This window comes from Candidatus Thiopontia autotrophica (assembly GCA_014384675.1).
GTDB lineage: Bacteria > Pseudomonadota > Gammaproteobacteria.
The window spans coordinates 77,215-99,676 of record JACNFK010000023.1; the positions used below are offsets into that span (position 1 = coordinate 77,215).

A 22,462-nucleotide genomic window follows, 5' to 3' on the forward strand; every position below is an offset into this window, starting at 1 on the left:
CATTTGATGCCGGGATGATGTGGTAGTAATGATCACAGATAATTTGTTTAATCTCGTGGCATGTCATAACTGTGATCTACTTCACAAGGTGGACACTCGGGAGGCGGTTGGCCACATGGTGCGCTGCACTCGCTGCGGAACGGTACTGCAGCGCTCAACGAAAGACTCACTAAATCGAACCCTGGCTTTTGGCATATCTGGCCTGGTACTATTTATTGTGGCCAATATGTTTCCAGTTATATCCATTCAGGCCAATGGAAACCTTTATGAGAGCACGTTGTTATCAGGGGTAATGGCTCTCTATCATGACGGGATGTGGGGGCTGACGATCCTGGTTTTATTGACCAGTATTGTCGCGCCACTGTTATATCTGTCTGCGCTTGTCTATCTGTTATTGCCGTTATGTATGGGCCGTGTCGCATGGCAATCAAAAAAAATATTTCGTAGCTTGACTCTTGTTGGGCAGTGGGAAATGGTTGGTGTGTACATTATTGGAAGCATGATATCCATTGTAAGGCTTGAAGATATCTCTGCTGCTGCACCTGGAGTTGCCATTTTTGCCCTGGGAGGAGTAATGTTTTCTGTGGCCGCAGTCAGAACAACAATTAATCCGGATGAAATCTGGAGGAGCCTGGAGAGGGGATCTTTGAAGGCAGGTAATAACTGATGGATGATTCTCCTACAGCACTACAGCACTCACTGGTGCAGTGTCATGTATGCGGCAGGGTGACAAGATTGGATTCGGTAGATAATGGGAAAGAGGGCGCCTTTTGTCCCCGTTGTGATACTTCGCTGCGTGCAAATATCCGGACCGGACTATTGCGTAGCTGGACACTTGTGGTTACAGCATCAGTTTTTTATGTTTTCGCCAACATCTATCCAATTATAACGGTTAAGCGTTTTGGCAGGGGAGAGCCGGATACTATTATCAGCGGTGTCTCTCATCTTATTGAAGAGGAAATGTATCTTCTGGCAGTGGTTATCTTTGTTGCCAGTATTGTCGTTCCGTTGATGAAACTGCTAACATTAACTTATCTGCTCATATCAGTTGGTTATTCTTCAACCAGGAGACGAATAGAGCGAACCAGAATGTATCGAATAATTGAAGGTATTGGGCACTGGTCAATGGTAGATATATTTGTACTCGCTACTCTTGTCGCACTTGTCGATTTGGGCTACCTCGCCACAGTCCATGCTGGCTTGGGGGCTGTTTTTTTTGCTCTGGTTATTGTCACCTCCAGATTTGCTGTATGGAGCTTTAATCCCAAGCTGATCTGGAGCAGAGGAAACAGAGCATAATGACAGAAGAAGAGAAACAAAAATTATTTGATGATATTCCGGATGCATTGCTGGAGCGGCGTCGCGGATTCTCGATTATCTGGGTAATCCCTTTGATTGTCGTGTTGATGGCGGGCTGGTTGACGGTAACAACAATAAGTGAGTATGGGCCAGAAATTTCCATCACCTTTCAAAACGGTGATGGGCTTGAGGTAGGAAAAACCCGTATTCGATACAAAAATATTGAGGTTGGTATTGTTGAACATGTGAGGTTTAGCGACGATAAAAGAGAGGTTATTGTCGAGGCCAGAATGGATAAGGGGACGAAGTCATTCTTGGGTAGCGGAGCCAAATTCTGGATTGTCAGGCCACAAATATCTCTGCGTGAGGTTTCAGCCTTGGGGACGCTTTTCTCTGGATCGTATATTGCACTTATCCCTGGAGATGGATCTCCCCAGGAAGAGTTTGCAGGGCTGGAGCAACCACCAATTTCAACTGCTGAAACATCAGGACGCAAGTTTGTGTTGAGAACTGCAAATCTCAACTCCATAGAGGCAGGCACACCAGTCTATTTCCGTGGCATTCATGTGGGTGATGTTCTCAGTTACAAACTTGCCGATGACAACAGTATTTTGGTACATATATTTATCAGCTCTCCGTACCACAGGAAGGTTGATCAAAACAGCTACTTTTGGAATGTTGGCGAAACCAAACTGACCCTAAGTGCTGATGGATTACAGTTAAAAACTGATTCACTTGAGACGTTACTTTATGGCGGTATTGCTTTTGATTCACCAGATAGCGCAGACACATCAGCACCTGCAGATGATGGAGGGCTGTTCATTCTATATGAGAACAAAGATAGTGCATCTCGACAGAGGGGCACCAAAAAAACCTCATATGTGACCTATTTCGACAGGTCAATCAGAGGGTTAAAGATTGGCGCACCCGTAGAGTTCAAGGGGATAAGAATCGGCTCTGTTGCTGATATACGTATGGAGATCGATAGCAAGGAGAGCACCATTCTGATTCCGGTTCTGGTGGATATTGATGCTGAAATAGTTGCCAATATAGTACGGGTGAATGGCTCGACTTCGCCCGAGGTAACAATGGACTTCCTCATGAACAGTGGATTAAGGGCCAGATTATCTGTGGATAGTTATCTGACTGGGCAGCTGTTTATAGATATGGTGCTGGATCCAGAAAGTAATGCTCATGTTGTAGGTTACAATGAACAGTATCCAGAAATACCAACGTTATCATCAGCCACAGTTGACGATGTTGTAAGTGCCATTGCTGCTATTTTGAAAAAAATTCAGGGGCTACCAATAGAAGACATTGGACAGGAGTTGCTTGAAACCGCACAGGGCACAAACAGACTGGTAAACTCCAGTGAGATTCAAACGGTTGGCTCTTCTCTGCAACATACGCTTGCTTCACTCGATGAACTGTCTATCAGATTGAGAAGTAATAGTAAAAGCATGGAAAGCGATGTGGTTAAAACAAGCGCTATGATTCGTTCTGTGCTACAGCAAACCGAAACAACAATTAAACTTATGAACAATATTCTTGACCCAGGCTCACCGGTGCAATATCAGCTAAATGAGATGACAACAGAGTTAACTGCTGCAGCCCGCTCAATGAGAGATTTTATTGAATACCTTGAAAGAAACCCGCAAGTTTTAATTCATGGCCAGGGAGGAATCGCATCACCATGACTGGATATAATTCAAGAGACAAAAAAGTAAATTCCATCCTGCTTTGGTTGGCAATGTTTGCTTTTCTTTTTGGGACCTTGGCTGGATGCTCAGTTGTACCAACTGTTGCTCCAACCACAACACATTTCTTTCTTCTTGATGCTGTTGATATTGTTGAGCGGGCAGATAAGGAAGATGATGGGTATTCAGTTGGCATACATCCTGTGGTTCTGCCATCATATCTGAATAGGCCGCAGCTGGTGTCCAGAATTGCGCTTAACGAACTCTATCTATCGGAGAACAATCGATGGGGGGAGCCACTAAAAGAGAATATTTCCAGGGTCCTGTTCGAGAATATAAAGGCGATACTGGAAAACAGTAAGGTGGAAAGATTGCCAAAACAGGGCAAGCAACCAGCATATGCAATACAGGTTTATATAGACAGATTTGAGCGGTTCCCAGACCAGAGAATTTATCTGGATGCATACTGGAAAATTGGTGGAGGAGATCGGGGCGAGCTGATGCGATCTGCTTCTCTGATAAGTGATCCAGTTGATGTTGCGGGAGAGTCTGCGACAGTCAAGAGTATGAGTGAGCTGCTGAAACAGCTCTCAATTGAGATCAGTGCGTCTATAAAATAGCCAACTGAATACAGCCAGATTTTTCAGGCCATTTTTGGTGCCTTCCTGGCGCTGATAACAACAAACGCACCATCCCCATGGCCCTTGGCAGAGGATGATTCCGTATGACCGGTTTTTGGGAAAAGAGCCTGTCTATATTGAAAATGGCTGAATCCGGTTTTACGCGCTATCTCCACTATCTCTTTAACTGAGTAGAAGTAGGCATGTTGATAAAAGATGCTGTTATGCCTGTTTCGTTCGTACTCTTTTCCAAGGTGGCTTGCCTTATCGATCATGCCAATGATTAAGGTGCCATTTTCTCGCAGGACTCGATAGGCCTCATATAGGGCCTGTGATGCTGAGTCGACAAAACAGAGAGCGGTTATAAAAAGCAGATAGTCGTAGCTGTTGTCTGATAATGGCAGATCTTCTGCAACTCCATCTTGCAATACGAGCCCATGCTTTGCTGCGATAGTACGCATCGAGGCTGAGGGCTCAATGCCGTTCTCTATTCCGAGTGGCCCCATAAAGCGACCGGTTCCAGCACCTATCTCAATGCCTTTGCCATGAGTGGGCAAGAGCTCTTTAATGGCAGCCAGCTCTAGTTGATAGGTTGTCTGATGGCGCTCAAACCACTGGTCATACCGAGCTGCATTAGAGTCGAATGGATTTGTTAGATTTGGTTTTGGCAAATCAGAACTCGGATTGTCCAGCTACCCCACTCTCAATAGCTGCTCGCCTCACCGCTGTGGAGACATAGCCTCGTAGTCGAGGATCCAGTGGTTTTGGAATAATGTAGTTTGGCCCATACTGCAGCTCCTCATCTGGGTAGGCCTCTCGCATCTCATCAAGGATTGGTTCACAGGTGAGATGCTGCAGAGCCTTGACGGCAGCAACTTTCATCTCGGTATTGATGGTTGTGGCCTTGGCATCCAGCGCGCCACGAAAGATATATGGAAAGCAGAGAACATTATTTACCTGGTTTGGAAGGTCGCTGCGCCCGGTAGCCATGATCAGGTCTGATCGAGCATCACGAGCCTGTTGTGGATGAATCTCCGGATCGGGATTTGAGAGAGCAAAGATGATGGGACGTTCTGCCATGCTCTTGATCATGGCCTGAGTGACCAGGTTGGGGCCGGAGAGACCGATAAATATATCCGCACCTTCCATTGCCTCAGAGAGAGTTCGTCGATCTGTGGTTCTGGCAAAGAGTTGCTTGTAGAGGTTTATATCTGTTCTCCCCCCGTGAACTACACCTTTTCGGTCTACCATGGTTATCTGTTCTTTGCATGCTCCAAGGGTGAGTAGAAGTTGCATCGAGGCGATGGCGGCAGCACCTGCACCAAGACAGACAATGTTGGAAGATTCCAGTGACTTCTCCTGCAGCTTGAGCGCATTGAGCAGACCGGCCGCAATGATAATGGCTGTACCATGTTGATCATCATGAAATACAGGTATGTTGAGGCGATCAATCAGTGCGCGTTCAACCTCAAAGCAGTGCGGCGCCGAGATATCCTCAAGATTTATTCCACCAAAAGTGGGGGAGATGCGTGCTACGGTTTCGATAAATGCCTGGTTGGATGATGCATCAATCTCTATATCAAAGACATCAATATCAGCAAATTTCTTGAAGAGGACAGCCTTTCCTTCCATCACCGGCTTTGCAGCCAGAGGCCCCACATTGCCCAGACCGAGAACGGCACTGCCGTCAGTTACAACGGCAATCAGGTTGCCCTTGCCGGTATAGCGGTTAACCTCTTTAGGGTTGGCGGTGATTTCACGCACAGGGGCGGCAACCCCAGGGCTATATGCCAGACTCAGATCATGTTGGGTCTCGAATGGTTTGGTCGGAAGTGTCGCAATCTTGCCGTATGGTTTTCTCGCATGATAGTCGAGCGCCTCTTGCAGCAGGTGATGGTCTTCCGGGTGTAGTGGCTCATCCGTCACGGACTACCTCCTCTATATGGTGAATATAGAGAAGGTAGCCTGTAGTCAACTAAACTTCAAGGAAATCTAGAATTCCCTCTGCTGCCTTGCGACCATCCCAGATAGCCGAGACCACCAGGTTGGAGCCACGCACCATATCACCACCAGCAAAGACTTTGGGGTTACTGGTCTGCTTCATATACTTCTGCTCTTCAGTGGCTATAACTCTATCACGCTCATCAGTCTCAATCTGGTTTTCACCAACCCACTCTGGGGGGTTGGGCTGGAAGCCAAAGGCAACAATGATGACATCCGCAGGGATAATCTCTTCACTGCCGGGTATTGGTTCAGGGCGGCGGCGTCCATTCTCATCAGGCTCACCCAGTTGAGTAGATATAACCTTCAGCCCCTCAACCCTGCCATCACCTACAATCTCGACCGGCTGGGTATTGAAGCGGAACTGGACACCCTCCTCCTTGGCATTTGCCACCTCCTTCTTGGAGCCGGGCATATTGGCCTCGTCACGACGGTAGGAGCAGGTAACGCTCTCTGCGCCCTGACGGATAGAGGTACGATTGCAGTCCATGGCGGTATCACCACCACCCAGAACCACAACTCTCTTGCCGGCCATATTGATAAAGTCGGCAGGGTCCTTCTCATAACCGTTGTTGTGGTTGATGTTTGAGATCAGGAAGTCGAGCGCGGCATTAACACCCGACAGCTCCTCACCAGGAATGCGCGCGTTCATGTACTTGTATGTCCCCATTCCCAGGAAGATGGCATCATGCTCCGACTCAAGCTCACTGAAAGAGAGATCCTTGCCAATCTCGGTATTGAGACGGAACTCGATTCCCATCTCCTCCATAATGGCTCTGCGGTTACGAACCACACCCTTCTCCAGCTTGAACTCCGGGATACCAAAGGTGAGCAGGCCGCCAATCTCTGGATGGCGATCATAGACTACACACTGTACGCCATTTCTGGTCAGTACATCAGCACAGCCAAGCCCGGCAGGGCCAGCTCCAACAATGGCAACCTTTTTACCGGTTGGCTCAACTCTGGATAGATCCGGACGCCAGCCACGGGCAAAGGCGGTGTCGGAGATATATTTCTCGACATTACCAATGGTGACGGCACCAAACTCATCATTCAGGGTGCAGGCACCCTCGCAGAGACGATCCTGTGGACAGACTCGACCACACATCTCCGGCAGTGAATTGGTACGGTGTGAAAGCTCAGCAGCCTTCTCAATCTCGCCATCGGCAATCAGTTTCAGCCAGTGGGGGATGTGGTTGTGGACCGGACATTTCCATGAGCAGTACGGGTTGCCGCAGGAGAGGCAGCGGTCTGCCTGAGTTGCAGCATCCTGTTCGTTGAACGGGGCATAGATCTCCTTGTACTCGGTGATACGCTGTTCAGCCGAGGTCTTGGATGGGTCCATGCGGGAGACCTCGATAAATTGGTAGATATTACCCATTATGCGGCCTCCTTCTGCATGCTTAACAGTGACTCAAGCTCAAGCGCTTTCGGCTTGACCAGCCAGAACATCGGAATGAAGTCATCCCAGCTGTTGAGGATGGTCTGCCCCCACTTACTACCAGTAGCTGCGACAAAGTCCTGGATGGTTTCACGCAGATGACTGCGATGGCTATCCATGTTCTCTGGGGTAATACGGTGGATATCAACCATCTCGTGGTTGTAGCGATCCACAAAACCACCGTCCATATCAAGGATATAGGCAAAACCACCAGTCATGGCTGCGCCAAAGTTGACGCCGGTTGGGCCCAGTACTGTGACCTGGCCCCCAGTCATATATTCACAGCCATGATCTCCCAGACCCTCGATTACAGCCCTGGAGCCAGAATTCCTGACCCCAAAACGTTCGCCTGCTGTTCCAGAGGCGTAAAGTACCCCGCCAGTTGCGCCATAGAGGCAGGTGTTACCCATGATTGGAGTCTCATTGCTGCGGAAAATAGATCCCTGTGGCGGATAAAGCACCAGCTTGCCGCCAGCCATACCCTTGCCAACATAATCATTGGCATCACCTTCGAGATTGATATGCAGACCACCTGCATTCCACACTCCAAAACTCTGGCCACTAGTTCCCTTAAGATTGAGAACAACAGGGTGTTCACTCATGCCATGGTTGCCGTGACGTTTGGCAATCTCTCCAGAGAGACGTGCACCAATGGAACGATCTGTATTACGAACTGTATAGCTGAATTCACCACCAGATTTTGATTCGATTGTAGCCATTGTATCCGCCACCATCTGTTCAGCCAGTTCACCCTTGTCAAATGGCTCATTCTTTGGCTCAGTACAGATCTGAGGCTTATCGGCAGGAACATGAGAGCTATCCAACAGTGGAGTTAGATCAAGATTATTCTGCTTGTCACTGTTGCCATCAATCATCTTCAGTAGATCAGTGCGCCCCACCAAATCATCAATAGAGCGTATTCCCATCTGAGCCATCAACTCACGCGCCTCTTCGGCAATAAAGCGGAACATGTTGATAACCATCTCAGGCATGCCGGTAAAGTGGTCGGAACGGAGACGCTCGTCCTGGGTTGCGATACCAACTGCACAGTTGTTGAGGTGACATATTCGTAGATATTTACAGCCAAGAGCAACCATTGGCCCGGTTCCAAAACCAAAGCTCTCTGCGCCAAGCATTGCTGCCTTGATTACATCGAGTCCAGTCTTTAGTCCGCCATCAGTCTGCAAGCGAACCTTGTCACGTAGATCATTGGCACGCAGAATCTGATGAGTTTCGGATAGACCCAGCTCCCACGGCGAGCCAGCGTACTTGACCGAGGTTAGCGGACTTGCTCCTGTACCGCCGTCGTGTCCAGCAATGGTTATCAGGTCAGCATAGGCTTTGGCTACACCGGCAGCAATGGTTCCAACACCAGCCTCTGATACAAGTTTTACAGATACCAGAGCATCCGGATTGACCTGTTTGAGGTCATAGATCAACTGTGCCAGATCCTCAATAGAGTAGATATCATGGTGTGGAGGAGGGGAGATCAGAGTCGTCCCAGGATTACAGTTACGCAATCTTGCGATCAGGCCATTGACCTTCTGCCCCGGTAGCTGCCCACCCTCGCCAGGCTTGGCGCCCTGTGCCACCTTGATTTGCAGGACTTCAGCACTGGAGAGGTAGTGTGGAGTTACTCCAAACCGGCCAGATGCAATTTGCTTGATCTTGGAGACCTTGTTGGTGCCGTAGCGTACTGGATCCTCACCACCCTCACCGGAGTTGGAGCGTCCACCAATTGTATTCATGGCAATTGCCAGTGCCTCATGCGCCTCTGGAGAGAGCGCCCCCAGGGACATCGCAGCCGTATCAAAGCGTTTGACAATATTTTCCCATGGCTCCACCTCATCGAGCGGAATTGACTGCTGACTTTGGCTCAATGAGAGCATGTCACGCAGGGTTGCGGTGGGGCGATTATTTACGTGATCGGCATAGACCCTGTAGTCAGCCATATCTCCTGTGCGGACAGCTTGCTGCAGGCTCTTCACCACATCAGGATTGTATGCGTGGTATTCGCCTCCATGCATAAATTTGAGCATGCCACCCTGGTCAACTGGTTTGCGACGGTTCCATGCCTCTCTGGCCAAAGATTTCTGTTCATTCTCCAGGTCAGCAAAGTTGGCACCCTTGATTCGACAGGTAGTACCACGGAAGCAGAGGTCGACAACCTCATTGTGGAGACCTACGGCCTCAAACAGCTGGGCTCCGCGGTAGCTGGCAATGGTCGAGATTCCCATTTTGGAGAGAATTTTCAATAGACCCTTGTTGATTCCTTTGCGATAGTTACGGGCAGCCTCTGTAAGGTTGTAATCCTGAATATCATTGGTGGATACCATCTCATTGATAATCTCATAGGCAAGCCACGGATAGACAGCAGATGCACCGTAACCAATGAGGGTTGCAAACTGGTGAGGGTCGCGAGCAGTTCCTGTCTCAACCACAATATTTGCATCACAGCGCAGGCCTGTCTGTACCAGATGGTGGTGGACCGCACCGGTTGCCAGTAGTGCATGGATAGTGTTTTTGTCAGATGACAGGTTGCGATCGGAAAGAACAATAACCACCTTGCCGTCACGTATGCTCTTTTCTGCAGTAATACAGACGGCATCAATAGCCTGTTTCAGCTCTTTGTCATCACCATAACCGAGATCAATATATGCGTGAGCGTAGGCACTATCCTGATGCCCAAGCAGTTGTTGGAACTTGGTTTTAGAGAGTACTGGCGAATCAACCAGTAGACGTCTGGCATGCGCCTCTGCCTCTTCAAATATGTTCAACTCACGACCAAAACAGGTCTCCAGCGACATCACAATCTGTTCGCGTAGTGGATCAATTGGCGGATTGGTTACCTGGGCAAACTGTTGACGGAAATAATCATAGGGAGAGCGATTACGTTGCGAGAGTACAGAGATTGGGGTGTCATCACCCATTGCCCCAATAGCCTCCTGGCCATTTACAGCAAGTATTCGAATTACCTCCTGACGCTCCTCAAAAGAGACCTGGAACAGTTTTTGTGCGGCCTGGAACAGCTCGGTATCAACCCCCTCGACCTCAAGATCTTCACCATCGTCAGAGCTCAGTTTAGTGGTCAGATGTTCGGTGTTTTCACTCAGCCACTGCTTGTATGGATTACGGTTTTTCAGATCATCATCAACCATGCCTGGAAGTATGAGATCACCTGTCTCTGTATCTACGGCAATCATCTGGCCAGGACCGAGACGACCTTTCTGTACCACATCCTCTGGCGCATACTCATAGACCCCAATCTCTGAGGCGAGAGTAATATGACGATCCTTGGTGATTACCCAGCGTGCTGGACGCAGGCCATTACGATCCATGGTACAGGCTGCGTAGCGTCCATCTGTAAGCACAATACCGGCAGGGCCATCCCATGGCTCCATGTGCATGGAGTTGTATTCATGGAAGGCGCGCAGATTAGGATCCATCTGCTCAATATTCTGCCAGGCGGGCGGGATCAGCAGGCGCATGGCGCGGAAGATATCCATCCCTCCCATCAATAGCGCCTCCAGCATGTTGTCCAGACTGTTGGAGTCTGATCCGGTCATGGAGACAAGTGGACGAACCTCATCCATATCAGGGATCAGTGGGGTCTCAAATTTCATCGCACGGGCAACAGACCAGTTGCGGTTGCCCTGTACGGTATTGATCTCGCCGTTGTGTGCAAGCTGACGGAATGGCTGCGCCAGACGCCACTGTGGGAGGGTATTGGTTGCAAAGCGCTGGTGGTAGACACAGAGGGCCGACTCAAAACGATCGTCACCCAGGTCACTGTAGAAGACCGGGAGATATTCCGGCATTACCAGCCCTTTATAGGAGATTACACGGGAAGAGAGGCTTGGGATGTAGAAGACCTCATCCTCTGGCTCAATGGCTTTTTCTGTCTGGCGACGTGCGATGAATAGGGCACGCTCAAAGTGAACCTCATCCATATCTGCGGCCGCATTGACAAAGACCTGTTCAATTTGTGGCAGAATGGCCAGAGCGTGAGGCCCACAGGCATTTTCTGCATCAACCGGAACAGTGCGCCAACCAAGAACATCCAGCCCCTGACCGGCAAGGTTTTTCTCCAGAGTAGCGCGTGCAGTGGAGGCTCTCTCTTCATCCTGATGAAGGAAGACCATGCCAACTGCAAAATTTTCAGCCAGTTTGTACCCTTGTTCAGTGGCAATGCTCTTCATGAATCCAGCCGGCTGCTTCATAAGCAGTCCGCAACCATCACCAGACTTTCCGTCAGCTGCAATTGCACCACGGTGGGTCATGCGGTTGAGGGATTCAATGGCGGTTTTTACCAGATTATTGCTGGGCACTCCATCCATGTGGGCAATCAACCCGAAGCCACAATTGTCCCGTTCAAATTCGGGGCGATACATGGAGCCAAAATGGTTGTTTGGCTCTTGGTTATTTTCAGATTTGTTCATGATTAGCTTGACTGTTTTAGATGAGCGGACACACTCTTCCACTCCAAAAATCGGCCGGCAAGTATAGAACAGCAGGCCATTTTATTCAATTTTCTGGCGTATATTCTGGTGGATATTCAGGCTCTTGATCATGTGATCTCTTCTGTAGAGACAAAGAAAAATGGCATTGAGAAGTTGCCGCCTCAATGCCATTTTCGGGAGTTATAGTTGTTGCAGCTGGTTCTACTGTGCCCCCTTGTCCTCAGGCTCCATAAATACCTTATCACCTGCACTGATGCAGCCTAGAGGAATCACCAACAGGGTCAGCAGGGTTGAGACGAAAACCCCAAACAACAGGGATACCGCCATCCCCTGGAAGATAGGATCTGTCAGAATTACCGCAGAACCAAGAACCAGAGCAAGTGCGGTAATCAGGATGGGCCGTGTTCTGGATTTTGCTGCGAGAATAACCGAATCAGTCAGGGACATTCCTCCACGGAAGGCGTGCATGGTGAAGTCCACCATAAGAATGGAGTTTCTTACAATAATACCAGCCAGGGCGATCCATCCAATCATTGATGTCGCAGTAAATTCTGCATTCATGATCCAGTGACCAGGCACGATTCCAAGCAGGGTAAGCGGGATTGGTGACATGATAATTGCAGGAATTACAAAATTGCCAAAGGCCCATACCACCAGCATGTAGATTGCTACCAGTGCAACACCGAAGGCAATTCCCATATCACGGAAGGTTTCGTAAGTAACAGTCCACTCGCCACCCCACTCAAAGCCGGTCTGCTTGTCGTTGGCCGGAGCACCTGTGTACTCACCGCTACGGAGAGAGACTCCATCTGGGGTCACATAACCAGTCTCTTCGAGCAATCTCTCTACATCAAGCATGGCGTAGATTGGTGCACCAAGACGACCGACGGCATCACCAACCACAAACTCGACATTTCTGAGGTCTTTGTGGAAGATAATCGGATCACGTTGAACCTTCACAAACTTGCCGAGCTCGGAGAGGGGGATAGTTCTCTGATCCATGGTCATGATTGGAAGATCTCCCAGGCGATGGAGGTGAGACCTCTTCTCGATGGGGATTGTCATGACAATATATGTTGGCTCAAGAATGAGAGACTGGAAAATAGTTGCAGCCTTGAACTCACCCATCACCATTGCCAGGTGCTGATTGATGGTCTCGACGGAGATCCCCTGTCGTGATGCCTTCTCACGATCAATCTCGAAGCGCCAGGTCTCCATGGAGCTGCGCATCAGGTTATCAACATCGGAGATGCGCTCTGAATCACGAAAGATCTGGGTAATATCATCTGCAACCTGTCGGCGAGTCTCTGCATCAGGGCCATGAATTTCGGCAACAACTGTTTGTAGCACAGGAGGCCCTGGCGGCATCTCTACTACTGTGATCGCTACGCCTGCTGCCTCGGCAATTGGTTGCAGCTGCTCACGAACATAGCTGGCAATCTCGTGACTGGTTCGGTCACGCATGGTCTTGTCTGTCAGCTGGACCGCAACTTCTGCCTGCCATGGGAACTGGCGCAGATAGTAGTGACGCACCAGACCGTTAAAATCAAATGGCTGTGCAGTACCAATATAGTTTTGGGTAGCCACAATCTCCTCGATATTACTTAGCTCGGCAGCAACCTGACGGGTAAAGTTGGCTGTAGTTGGTAGTGCGGTGCCATCAGGCATATCAATTACAACACTGAAGCTTGATTTGTTATCAAAGGGCAACATTTTTACTGGAACGACTGTGTTGTAGAACATATACATGGCAGCAAAAAAGCTGAGAATCAAACCCAGGAGAAAACTCCAGCCGAGAGTTTTGTTGTTAGCCAGTGAGAGGATTGCCTTGCGGAAGAAGACATCCATCTTCTCGTCAATCTTCTCGTCACGCTCCTCCATCTTGCGCAATTTGTCCATACTAGGGGCGATACGCATTGCCAGCCATGGGGCGAAAACCAGTGCTGCAAACAGAGAAAGTACCATGGCAACAGAGCCGAGAGCAGGGATTGGTTCCATATAGGGCCCCATCATTCCGGAGACAAACCCCATAGGAATGAGCGCAGCAACAACAGTATAGGTGGCGAGTACGGTTGGGTTTCCTACCTCACGTACTGCATCAACGGCAGTCTTGGTGTCCATGGTGCCTGCCATCAGCCAGCGACGGTAGATGTTCTCTACGATAACGATGGCGTTGTCGACTAGGAAACCAATGGAGAAGATCAGAGCGAAGAGACTCACTCGATCAATGGTGTAACCCATTAGCATGGCAACAAATACTGTGCCGACCAGCACCACAGGGATAGTTAGCAGTACCACAATGGAGGGCTTGATGCCGAGACTGAGCCAGACTAGCAGGGTAACGGCAGCGGTTGCCACAAAGAGTTTGAACAGCAGGTCATTTACCTTGTTATTGGCGCTCTCACCATAGTTTCTGGTCACCTCAACATGAACATTGTCAGGGATCAGATATCCCTTGAGGTTGTTGTTTACCTCATCGAGAATGCTGTTGACCACGGAGACACCGTTGGAGCCACGCTGTTTTGCAAGAGCAATGGTGACGGCTGCGGCATCTTTCACCGATTTTTCATGTGTGCTGGCAAGACCGGTTGAGAAGGTGACAATCTCCTTGGTCTCTTGCGGACCCTCAGATACACGGGCAACATCTCTCAAGAAGACAGGGGTTCCGCGGTGCTGTCCTACCACAAGCTGTTTTACTTCATCGACCTTTGAGAGGAAGCCTCCTGATTCAACGAAGAAGAAACGATCCTGCATCTCAATAGAGCCTACAGTGTGACCGGTATTGGCAGTCTGAACTGCATGGACAATCTGCCCCGGACTTACCCCAAAGCCGGCCAGCCGCTCAGGCAGAATCTCGATTCTCACCTGTCTTGAGCGTCCACCAGTAACAAATCCGACACCTGTCTGTGGTATCTGTTTGAGGTGCTGAAGCACACTAACCCCAAGAGTCCTCAGGGTCTCGTCATCAACCTCTTCAGACCACAAGGTCAGGGTGACAGATGGAACATCATCAACCTCTTTGGGTTTAACCATTGGGGGCTTTATCCCCTGGGGTAGCAGATCGAGATTGGATTGAATTTTGCTGTGAACCTGAACAATAGATGGGCCCATGGGCTCACCAACCTTGAACTGGATGGTGATAATGCCATACTCGCGATCACTGGCAGAGTAGACATGCTTGATTTTCGGGATCTCGCTCAGAACTCGCTCAAAAGGGTCAATAATCTGATTGGCAACCTCGCCTGATGAGAGGCCTGGTGCAGGGAAGAAGATATCGATCATCGGTACCGAGATCTGAGGATCCTCCTGACGAGGAGTTGCGATCAATCCCCATATACCTACCACCATCATGGCGATAAAAAACAGAGGAGAGAGTGGTGAGTGAATAAATGACTCTGCCAGGCCACCAGCAAAACCAAGCTCTTTGGTTACCTCATCAACATCGCCAGTCACATTCCCTGTAAAATCATGTGATTCAGGCTCACTTGTTTCAGGAGGGAGCTCTTCCCCTGGGGTTGGTTCTTTGTGATCACTCATGGTCTATTCTTATTTTGTAGAGGTTGTTGTAGATGATGGGTTTGCAAGCACAAGCTCTCCGGGCTTAACTCCAGAAAGTACACTCTGCCAGCCGTTATCTGCACGATCTCCGACACGGACCAGACGCATCTCGAGGTTGCCGTCTTCTTTCTGGACGAAGATTGCAGGAAGGCTGCCACGCCACTCAATGGCGGAGTGTGGAATGGTAACCAGTTCGGTTGCTTCTGCTGATGGGTCAGGAATCATTACCTCTGTATACATTCCAGGAGCAGCGTCTGCATCGTTAGGGATATTGAATTTTACGGTAACGGTATGGCCCATCATGTCTGCCATTGGGAAGATTCGGGCAACGGTAATGGGGATAACTGCGTTGCTTTGATCCAGCCTGGCACTGAGCACCATTCCCTTATGTAGTCCACGAACCAGGCGTGCAGGAACCTCGGCACGGATCTGTAACTGGCTGGTATCGCCAAACAGGAAGAGAGGAACCCCCGGTTGTGCAGGTTGCCCTACCTCTACCATTTTTCTCAAAATAACCCCGTCAAATGGGGCCACAATGGTGGCCTGCTCTATATTTTCATCAAGCTCACGAATTGCTGCCAGCGCCTGATTGTATGCATTCTCGGCAGTCTCAACCTGTACATTCATACCGTATACATTTGTCTCTCGCTGAATGCCGGAGTCACCACGGCCGCTCATGTTTCTCATCGGGTTGGAGAACATTGTCATCATGCTGGGGAGACCTCCCATCATGGCGTTAGGCTGAGAGTTGGGGTTTTCAATCTCGTTACGCAGTTGCATCTGTGCATTTCTGATGCCTGCATCAGCACTGGCCAGTTGGGCCTCTGCCTGAGCACGTTTTGCCATCATTGCATCAATGTCCTGACTGGCAAGACGCTCACCTTTATTGAAGGCGTCTCCTTCCTGTCCCGCTATGAAGAGGACATCACCAGGCATTTTTGCCACTAGATTGACCTCCAGATGGGGTATAACAGTCCCTCCCAGAGAGATCATTGCACCTACGCGGCTACTCTTGGCAGCAATAAACTCACCGGCAAAGAGGGTGGTTGAGGCAGATAGCAGAAGGAGTGATGTAATGGTGCGTTTCATAAAAGGTTTTTTCATGGACTTGGTCCCAAGTTTGTCGTGCGAAAAATAATGCACATTGTATTCCAGAGAATACTTGAGTGTCAACTAATATAAGGAAAGCGGAGTGAGCGATAACTTTTATAAATCAGTGGCTGAGGAGTTATTCGTGGCCCCGGTAGCAAAGGTGGTTTGAAACCCTTTTCGGAGTTGTTGGTCTCTAAGTGCCAGCAGTGCATGCTCGGCATCTTCGCGGCACTCGTAATGAACTTCTCTGTAGCTGCTTCGTCCTCCCTGAGTCCCGGATTCACGAATCAGGGTCCAGCCATCAATCAGATCTTCCTGGATCTGGAGCTGGTAGAAGCGGAGAGGTGCGCCTTCAACAGGAGGCGTCTGCATATAGATGCGCATATCAAGCAGTTTGGTCAGGAGAGCTGAAGAGGCGCTGATGTTCTGACAGGGCATAGCGATCCGTCATCCCGGCAATATAATCGGCAACTATACGCGCACAGCTCTGTTCCCGCTGCTCTGGGCTCTCTCCCATAATCTCTCTGTATGGCTCATCAGGTAGAAGTCGCGACTCTTCCATAAAGGCCTCAAACAGCTCGGCCAGGATACGTTCTGCCTTTGCGCTCATGCCCACCACACGATGGTGACGATATAGATTTTCTCGTAGGAACTGCTTTAATTCACGATTGAGACCTGCCTGTTCACTGCTGAATTGAATCAATGGTGACGGATGGTTGCGGACAGTCTCAATATTATCCGGATTGGCACTGGAGATGTTGTTCTGGCTGGTCTCTATCAGGTCAACCACCAGGCGGTTTATCATGCGGCGAACAACCTCGTGAATTGTCCGTCTCTGATTGAGTTCAGGGTGCTGCTGGATAACAGACTCATACTGCTCTCGAAACAGGGAGACCTCTTTTAGTTGCTCAATAGTAAGAAGACCGGCGCGCAGACCATCATCAACATCATGGTTGTTATAGGCGATCTGGTCGGCAAGATTGACTAGCTGAGCCTCCAGGCTTGGTTGAGTCTGGTTGATAAAGCGCTCACCTACAGCACCAACATCTTTTGCATTGGCGATACTGCAGTGTTTGAGAATTCCTTCGCGTGACTCGAAGGTGAGGTTGAGGCCGGAGAACTTGGCATACTTCTCCTCCAGGTGGTCAACCACACGAAGTGATTGAAAATTATGTTCAAACCCTCCGTATGGAGCCATACAGCGGTTAAGTACATCCTGTCCGGCATGACCAAAGGGGGTATGCCCCAGATCATGTGCCAGTGCAATTGCCTCGGTAAGGTCCTCATTTAGTCTCAAGGTTCGGGCGATGGAGCGGCTTATCTGTGCCACCTCGATGCTGTGGGTAAGGCGGGGACGGGAGAGATCACCCTCGTGGGTTACGAATACCTGGGTCTTGTACTCCAGTCGTCTAAAGGCGGTGGAGTGTACAATTCGATCACGGTCTCGCTGAAATGCACTTCTGTATTCCGGCAGCTCTTCCGGGTACAGTCTGCCTAGTGTGGAGCTGTCATGGGCTGCATAGGGGGCAAGATTGCAGGGGTCAGCCATGATCTATCTTGTCAGGCTTCTGAGCGGCAGTGCTCAAGAGTTTCAAGCAGTTTCTCCTGCGGGAATTGGTTGGTAACCACTGCCTCGCCAATCTGTCTCTGCAGAACCAGATGAATTTTTCCAGCCTCGGCTTTTTTGTCAACAGCCATAAGCTCCAGATAACGTGATGATGTCAGTTGAGTAGGCCCTGAATCAGGCAGGTTGGCGCGCTGAATGAGTTTGCGTAGACGCTCAAGATCATTGTCGCCGAGCCATCCCATTCGTACCGAGAGATCGGTAGCCATCACCATCCCTGCGGCAATAGCCTCTCCATGTAGCCAGGCCCCGTATCCCATTCCTGCCTCGATGGCGTGGCCAAAGGTGTGTCCGGAGTTTAGAAGGGCACGTTGTCCTGCTTCAAGCTCATCAGCGGCAACAATCTCTGCCTTGTTCTCACAAGAGCGCTTGATTGCATAGGAGAGTGCCCCTGGATCTCTAGCGGTCAATTTCTCCATGTTCAGTTCCAGCCATTGGAAGAAGTCAGGATCACGAATCAGGCCATATTTGATAATCTCGGCAATGCCCGCACTGAGTTGGCGGTCATCCAGGGTGTCAAGAGTGTCAGTGTCGGCAACTACGCAGCGGGGCTGGTGAAATGCCCCAATCATATTTTTTCCCAGAGGATGGTTGACCCCGGTTTTGCCCCCTACCGAAGAGTCCACCTGGGCAAGCAGTGTGGTGGGGATTTGAATGAAATTGACCCCGCGTTGATAGCTGGCGGCAGCATAGCCGGTAATGTCACCGACAACACCGCCACCAAGAGCAACCAGGGTACATTTGCGGTCAAAGCGTGCACCGAGCAGAGCATCAAAGATGGTATTCCATACATCCAGGTTTTTATACTGCTCTCCATCAGGCAGGATGACACTCTCAACCTGAAAACCCGAGAAGGCCTTTTTGGTTTTTTCGAGATAGAGGGGGGCAACAGTCTCATTGCTGACAATCATTACCTGGGTTCCAGAGAGATGAGATGAAACCAGTTGTGAGTCCCCAAGTAGACTGGACCCAATATGTATCGGGTAGCTTCTTGCCCCTAAATCAACTTCAAGCGTAGTCATAAGTTCTCGATTTTCTCAATTAGTGAGGGTAGCGCCTGTTGTATAGAGCGATCATCAGTTTCTGCCACCAGATCGGCAATCTCACGGTAAAGTGGGTCACGCTCCTCAAACAGTGATTGCAACCGCTCTTTTGGGTTGGATGTCTGTAGCAGTGGGCGGTTACGGTCCATTCTGGTTCTTTTGTAAAGTTGCTCCACAGAGGCGTTAAGGTAGATAACCATGCCACGAGCAGCCAGATATTTGCGGTTTTCCGGGCGTAGAATGGCGCCCCCGCCTGTTGCCAGAATAACCCCTTTTTTCTGGGTTAGTTCATCTATTATGGCGCTTTCACGGTTACGAAAACCCTCTTCCCCCTCAATATCGAAGATGGTCGGGATAGTTACACCCGTGCGTTCCTCTATCTCGTGGTCACTGTCGATAAACTTTTTACCCATGGACTCTGCCAGTCGTTTGCCAATTGTGGTCTTGCCGGCTCCCATCAGTCCAACCAGGAATATATTTTTTGTTGTTCTACTCAAGATTAATGCTCTAAATTCTGCAGACCACTATTTTGATCTGAAAGTATGGATGGAGTGATAAAAATTAGTAGCTCATCCTTGCCATCAGTCTTGCTCTTGCTCCGGAAGAGCGGTCCGATTAACGGAATATCAGCAAGCAGGGGCACCCGGTTTTCGGTCTGAGAATTTCTCTCTTCATAGATGCCACCAATCACCAGGGTCTCACCATTTTCCATCATTACCCGTGTCTTAACCTCTCGAGTGTCGACGCTAGGCTCACATCCGCTGCAGAGGATAGCACCAACTGCATCTTTTTTAACCAGTAACGTAAGGATAATTCGGTGATCCGGGGTTATTTGTGGGGTGACACGAAGCTCCATCACTGCATCCTTGAAGTTGATATCTGTTCCTCCACTCAGAGTGTCAGAGCGGTACGGGATCTGTACACCCTGCTGGATAGTGGCCTCATATCCATCAGAGGTTATGATTCTGGGGCTGGCTATAATCTCGGTCTTTCCATCTATCTGGGCGGCAGAGAGCTCTAGATCGATCAGGCTGCCGGTTGCCAGTTTTGCCAGAGTCAGGCCAACCCTTCCTGTCGGGTTGGCTACAGGCATATTAACGGAGAGCCTGTTGGCATCGCCTGTTACCCCTGGAGTGGTGCCGGACAGCGCGCTATCTGCTGCCTCACTACTGCCGGAGAGTGAAAAACCCCATTGGTTTTGGGCAGATTCAAGATGGGTTAGCCCGAGACGGGCCCCCAGTTCATGGCTGAAATCATCGGTAGCAATAACGATTCTGGATTCAATTAATACCTGTTTGGATGGGGTGTCTAGCTCTTTGATCAGTTTGCGAATCTGCCTGAGGTTTTCTATGGTGTCACGAATCAGCAGAGAGTTTGTCCGTTCATCAACTCCCAGAATCCCCTCCTTTGATAGTAGTGGATTCTGTTGCCCACTCTCCAGAGTTTTTTTCAGGTCAGATGCGCGTGAGTAGTGAAGCTGGATAATCTCTGTCACCACCTCTGGGACGTGAGGCTCGGGAGGAGTGTGGTCTGGAGTTACAGTAATAGGCAGCTCCTCCACTATTACGGGCTCTGCTGGTCCTGCTGATTCTGTAGAGGTGGTGACACTCTTCTGCTCGTAAAGTGAGAGTCTTAGTGAGTGTGCCTCATATTGCAGACGATAGAAGAGGGGGGCCAGTGTCGATATAACAATCCTGGTTTTATCTTCACTAGAGGCGAGTTGAATTTGTTGCAGAGGTTTTGGCAGCAGCTCTGGTAGAGAAACACTGTCGGAGCGAATGCTGGTAAAGTCGATCACCAGCAGTTCCGGATTGTGTATCGAGAATATACGTGGAGTTGGAGCAACCTGATCAAACTGAAATAGAATGGTGGCAACATGATTTTTGGTTGGGTCTGCGGCAACCTCTTCAGCAGTGGATTGGGGGGCAAGCAGGATATGGTGCAGGGCCACCCTGTTTGCTTCAGCAGATGCGTCTACTGTAGAGAGCGCAACAGAGAGAAGAATAAATATAACCCTTGAGGGCAAAAACAGTATGGTTTGCATGGGTATGTAGTATATGCCCCAAACCCCCAGATAGAAACATGAATACGGCACAAGCTTTTGATCCGTATAACAATATTTGTTCCTTTGGGGGTATCAATAAATACACCACACCGTCACAGATTTGTTCTGCAAATCAATATGTTGCACATTATCCTATGTTTCTATCTGGGGTTTTGGGTATGCGATTGGAATGGATTGAGTTGATGCTGAGTGTTATCGTTGAACGCAGTTATGTTTGACAGCCACTATACTCCGTGGAAATTACGCCAGTTCTCCAGTATGTTTCATGGAGGTGGGGTCTTTGCATACCCTACGGAATCAGTCTATGGGCTTGGGTGCGACCCATGGAATCCGGAGGCAGTTTCTGATCTATTGACAATAAAACGGCGTAATCCATCCAAGGGGCTGATTCTGATTGCATCCTCTGAGGAGCAGCTGGCTCCGTTTGTCTCGCTGAGAAGGGTGTCAGACTGGAAAAAAATGAGATCAACTGGCAACAGGCCGATTACCTGGGTCGTCCCTGTCTCGGAAGAGACACCATGGTGGATCAAGGGCAACCACACAAGTGTGGCAGTGAGAATTACAGAGTTTAAGCCAGTGGTACAGTTATGCAACAGAGTCAACTCTGCTCTGGTATCTACCAGCGCAAACCAGGGAGGACGTCCGGCATGCAGGAATAGTGTCTCAGTGAGACAGCTCTTTGGAAATCAAGTAGATATGTTGATTTCTGGGGGTACCAGTGGAGTTTCAATGCCTAGTGAGATCCGTGATTTTTACTCAAACAGGGTGATTCGTGCAGGCCAATAAATAGTGATTCATTGGGGACAATCACTGTCTCAGAGTGTATCATATAGACCATCTTCTTGGTCACTTGGGATATAGAGATGCTTCACAATATTAAGGAAGTTTGTGAGTTAACGGGGAAAAGTCGCTCCAGTATCTATCGCATGTTCAGTCGCGGAGATTTGACTTACGTTGTGGGAAAGGATGGGAAACGTCGTGTAGAGACATCCGAACTACTACGAGTGTTTGATGACATAAATTTCAATGACTCACCAACCCTTTCTGTTCCGGAGGATATTCCTTCTAGCCCTGCATCTGGAGGTGACCCTTACGTTACAGCCAGAGAGCTTACTGATCTGCGAGGCCTTATCCATGACCTAAGATCCGAGCTTGATGATATTCGGGAGGATAACCGTAGATTGTTGCGTCTACTGGAATATCAGACTGTTCAAGGGTCTGCGCAACCGCAGAGTCGACCAGTCGAGCCACAGGGTCAGGCTCAGGGTGATTGGGTAGATGATATATCAGCAGAAGAGGATACGGTTCCGGTTACCGAGGTGGCTGGACAGGGCTGGAAAGCCTATCGTCAACAACGCACAGAACAGACCCAATCTGGATCCCAAACAGCGTCACCAGTCACGTCAGGTCTGTTTGGAGAGCTGGGTATGTGGTTGAGAAACTTTTTTCTGGGTGAGTGGCAGAAACGTTAATACGCTACCAACTGTTGTCCTGCACAGTTTTTCTATTACCCAAATCCCCACTTAGAAAGAGTGCAGTATGCATGTTTCTAAGTGGGAATT

17 protein-coding genes are annotated in these 22,462 nt (G+C 49.4%); 6 read left to right on the forward strand and 11 right to left on the reverse strand.

Going from position 1 to position 22,462, the window contains the following annotated elements; all coding sequences use genetic code 11:
- The first annotated feature begins 28 nt into the window (after positions 1 to 28).
- Genes H8D24_03455 through H8D24_03470 form a run of 4 tightly spaced genes read left to right on the forward strand, consistent with a single transcriptional unit; the run spans position 29 to position 3,616 of the window.
- The gene (locus H8D24_03455) at positions 29 to 667 is read left to right on the forward strand and encodes a paraquat-inducible protein A (GenBank protein MBC8519449.1); all 639 of its coding nucleotides are present in this window, start codon (positions 29 to 31) and stop codon (positions 665 to 667) included.
- Entirely contained in the window at positions 667 to 1,299 is a 633-nt protein-coding gene (locus tag H8D24_03460; GenBank protein MBC8519450.1) for a paraquat-inducible protein A, read from the forward strand. The genes H8D24_03455 and H8D24_03460 overlap by 1 nt, the downstream gene beginning before the upstream one ends.
- Entirely contained in the window at positions 1,299 to 2,996 is a 1,698-nt protein-coding gene (locus H8D24_03465; protein ID MBC8519451.1) for an MCE family protein, read from the forward strand. The genes H8D24_03460 and H8D24_03465 overlap by 1 nt, the downstream gene beginning before the upstream one ends.
- Entirely contained in the window at positions 2,993 to 3,616 is a 624-nt protein-coding gene (locus tag H8D24_03470; protein ID MBC8519452.1) for a membrane integrity-associated transporter subunit PqiC, read from the forward strand. Before H8D24_03465 ends, H8D24_03470 begins: the two co-directional genes overlap by 4 nt.
- A gap of 23 nt (positions 3,617 to 3,639) precedes the next feature.
- On the opposite strand, the gene H8D24_03475 is transcribed toward H8D24_03470, so the two are convergent.
- The 11 genes from H8D24_03475 to pilQ all read right to left on the reverse strand — a co-directional run bounded on the left by H8D24_03475 (position 3,640) and on the right by pilQ (position 20,879).
- Positions 3,640 to 4,287 (reverse strand): class I SAM-dependent methyltransferase, encoded by a 648-nt coding sequence (locus tag H8D24_03475; GenBank protein MBC8519453.1) that lies wholly within the window; start codon positions 4,285 to 4,287, stop codon positions 3,640 to 3,642.
- A gap of 1 nt (position 4,288) precedes the next feature.
- Complete coding sequence (locus H8D24_03480) at positions 4,289 to 5,506, reverse strand: malate dehydrogenase (GenBank protein ID MBC8519454.1); 1,218 nt, start codon at positions 5,504 to 5,506, stop codon at positions 4,289 to 4,291.
- An 85-nt stretch (positions 5,507 to 5,591) separates the two neighbouring features.
- Positions 5,592 to 7,001 carry a glutamate synthase subunit beta gene (locus tag H8D24_03485; GenBank protein ID MBC8519455.1) on the reverse strand — a complete coding sequence of 470 codons (1,410 nt, stop codon included), beginning with the start codon at positions 6,999 to 7,001 and terminating at the stop codon, positions 5,592 to 5,594.
- A complete protein-coding gene (gene gltB, locus H8D24_03490; protein ID MBC8519456.1) occupies positions 6,998 to 11,497 on the reverse strand; it encodes a glutamate synthase large subunit in 4,500 nt (1,499 codons plus the stop codon). Before gltB ends, H8D24_03485 begins: the two co-directional genes overlap by 4 nt.
- 222 nt (positions 11,498 to 11,719) lie before the next feature.
- On the reverse strand, positions 11,720 to 15,055 hold the full coding sequence (locus H8D24_03495) for an efflux RND transporter permease subunit (GenBank protein MBC8519457.1): 3,336 nt from the start codon (positions 15,053 to 15,055) through the stop codon (positions 11,720 to 11,722).
- Positions 15,056 to 15,064: 9 nt separating this feature from the next.
- Positions 15,065 to 16,165 (reverse strand): efflux RND transporter periplasmic adaptor subunit, encoded by a 1,101-nt coding sequence (locus tag H8D24_03500; GenBank protein ID MBC8519458.1) that lies wholly within the window; start codon positions 16,163 to 16,165, stop codon positions 15,065 to 15,067.
- Positions 16,166 to 16,282: 117 nt separating this feature from the next.
- Positions 16,283 to 16,552, reverse strand: a complete 270-nt coding sequence (locus H8D24_03505) for a WGR domain-containing protein (protein ID MBC8519459.1) — start codon at positions 16,550 to 16,552, stop codon at positions 16,283 to 16,285.
- A gap of 1 nt (position 16,553) precedes the next feature.
- Entirely contained in the window at positions 16,554 to 17,717 is a 1,164-nt protein-coding gene (locus H8D24_03510; GenBank protein ID MBC8519460.1) for a deoxyguanosinetriphosphate triphosphohydrolase, read from the reverse strand.
- An 11-nt stretch (positions 17,718 to 17,728) separates the two neighbouring features.
- Positions 17,729 to 18,814 (reverse strand): 3-dehydroquinate synthase, encoded by a 1,086-nt coding sequence (gene aroB / locus H8D24_03515; GenBank protein MBC8519461.1) that lies wholly within the window; start codon positions 18,812 to 18,814, stop codon positions 17,729 to 17,731.
- Positions 18,811 to 19,332 (reverse strand): shikimate kinase AroK, encoded by a 522-nt coding sequence (gene aroK, locus H8D24_03520; protein ID MBC8519462.1) that lies wholly within the window; start codon positions 19,330 to 19,332, stop codon positions 18,811 to 18,813. Before aroK ends, aroB begins: the two co-directional genes overlap by 4 nt.
- 2 nt (positions 19,333 to 19,334) lie before the next feature.
- Entirely contained in the window at positions 19,335 to 20,879 is a 1,545-nt protein-coding gene (pilQ, locus tag H8D24_03525) for a type IV pilus secretin PilQ (GenBank protein MBC8519463.1), read from the reverse strand.
- A gap of 210 nt (positions 20,880 to 21,089) precedes the next feature.
- On the opposite strand from pilQ, the gene H8D24_03530 reads away from it, so the two are divergent.
- A complete protein-coding gene (locus H8D24_03530) occupies positions 21,090 to 21,686 on the forward strand; it encodes a Sua5/YciO/YrdC/YwlC family protein (protein MBC8519464.1) in 597 nt (198 codons plus the stop codon).
- A 77-nt stretch (positions 21,687 to 21,763) separates the two neighbouring features.
- Positions 21,764 to 22,372, forward strand: coding sequence for a helix-turn-helix domain-containing protein (locus tag H8D24_03535; protein MBC8519465.1), 609 nt, complete (start codon positions 21,764 to 21,766; stop codon positions 22,370 to 22,372).
- The last annotated feature ends 90 nt before the right edge of the window (positions 22,373 to 22,462 follow it).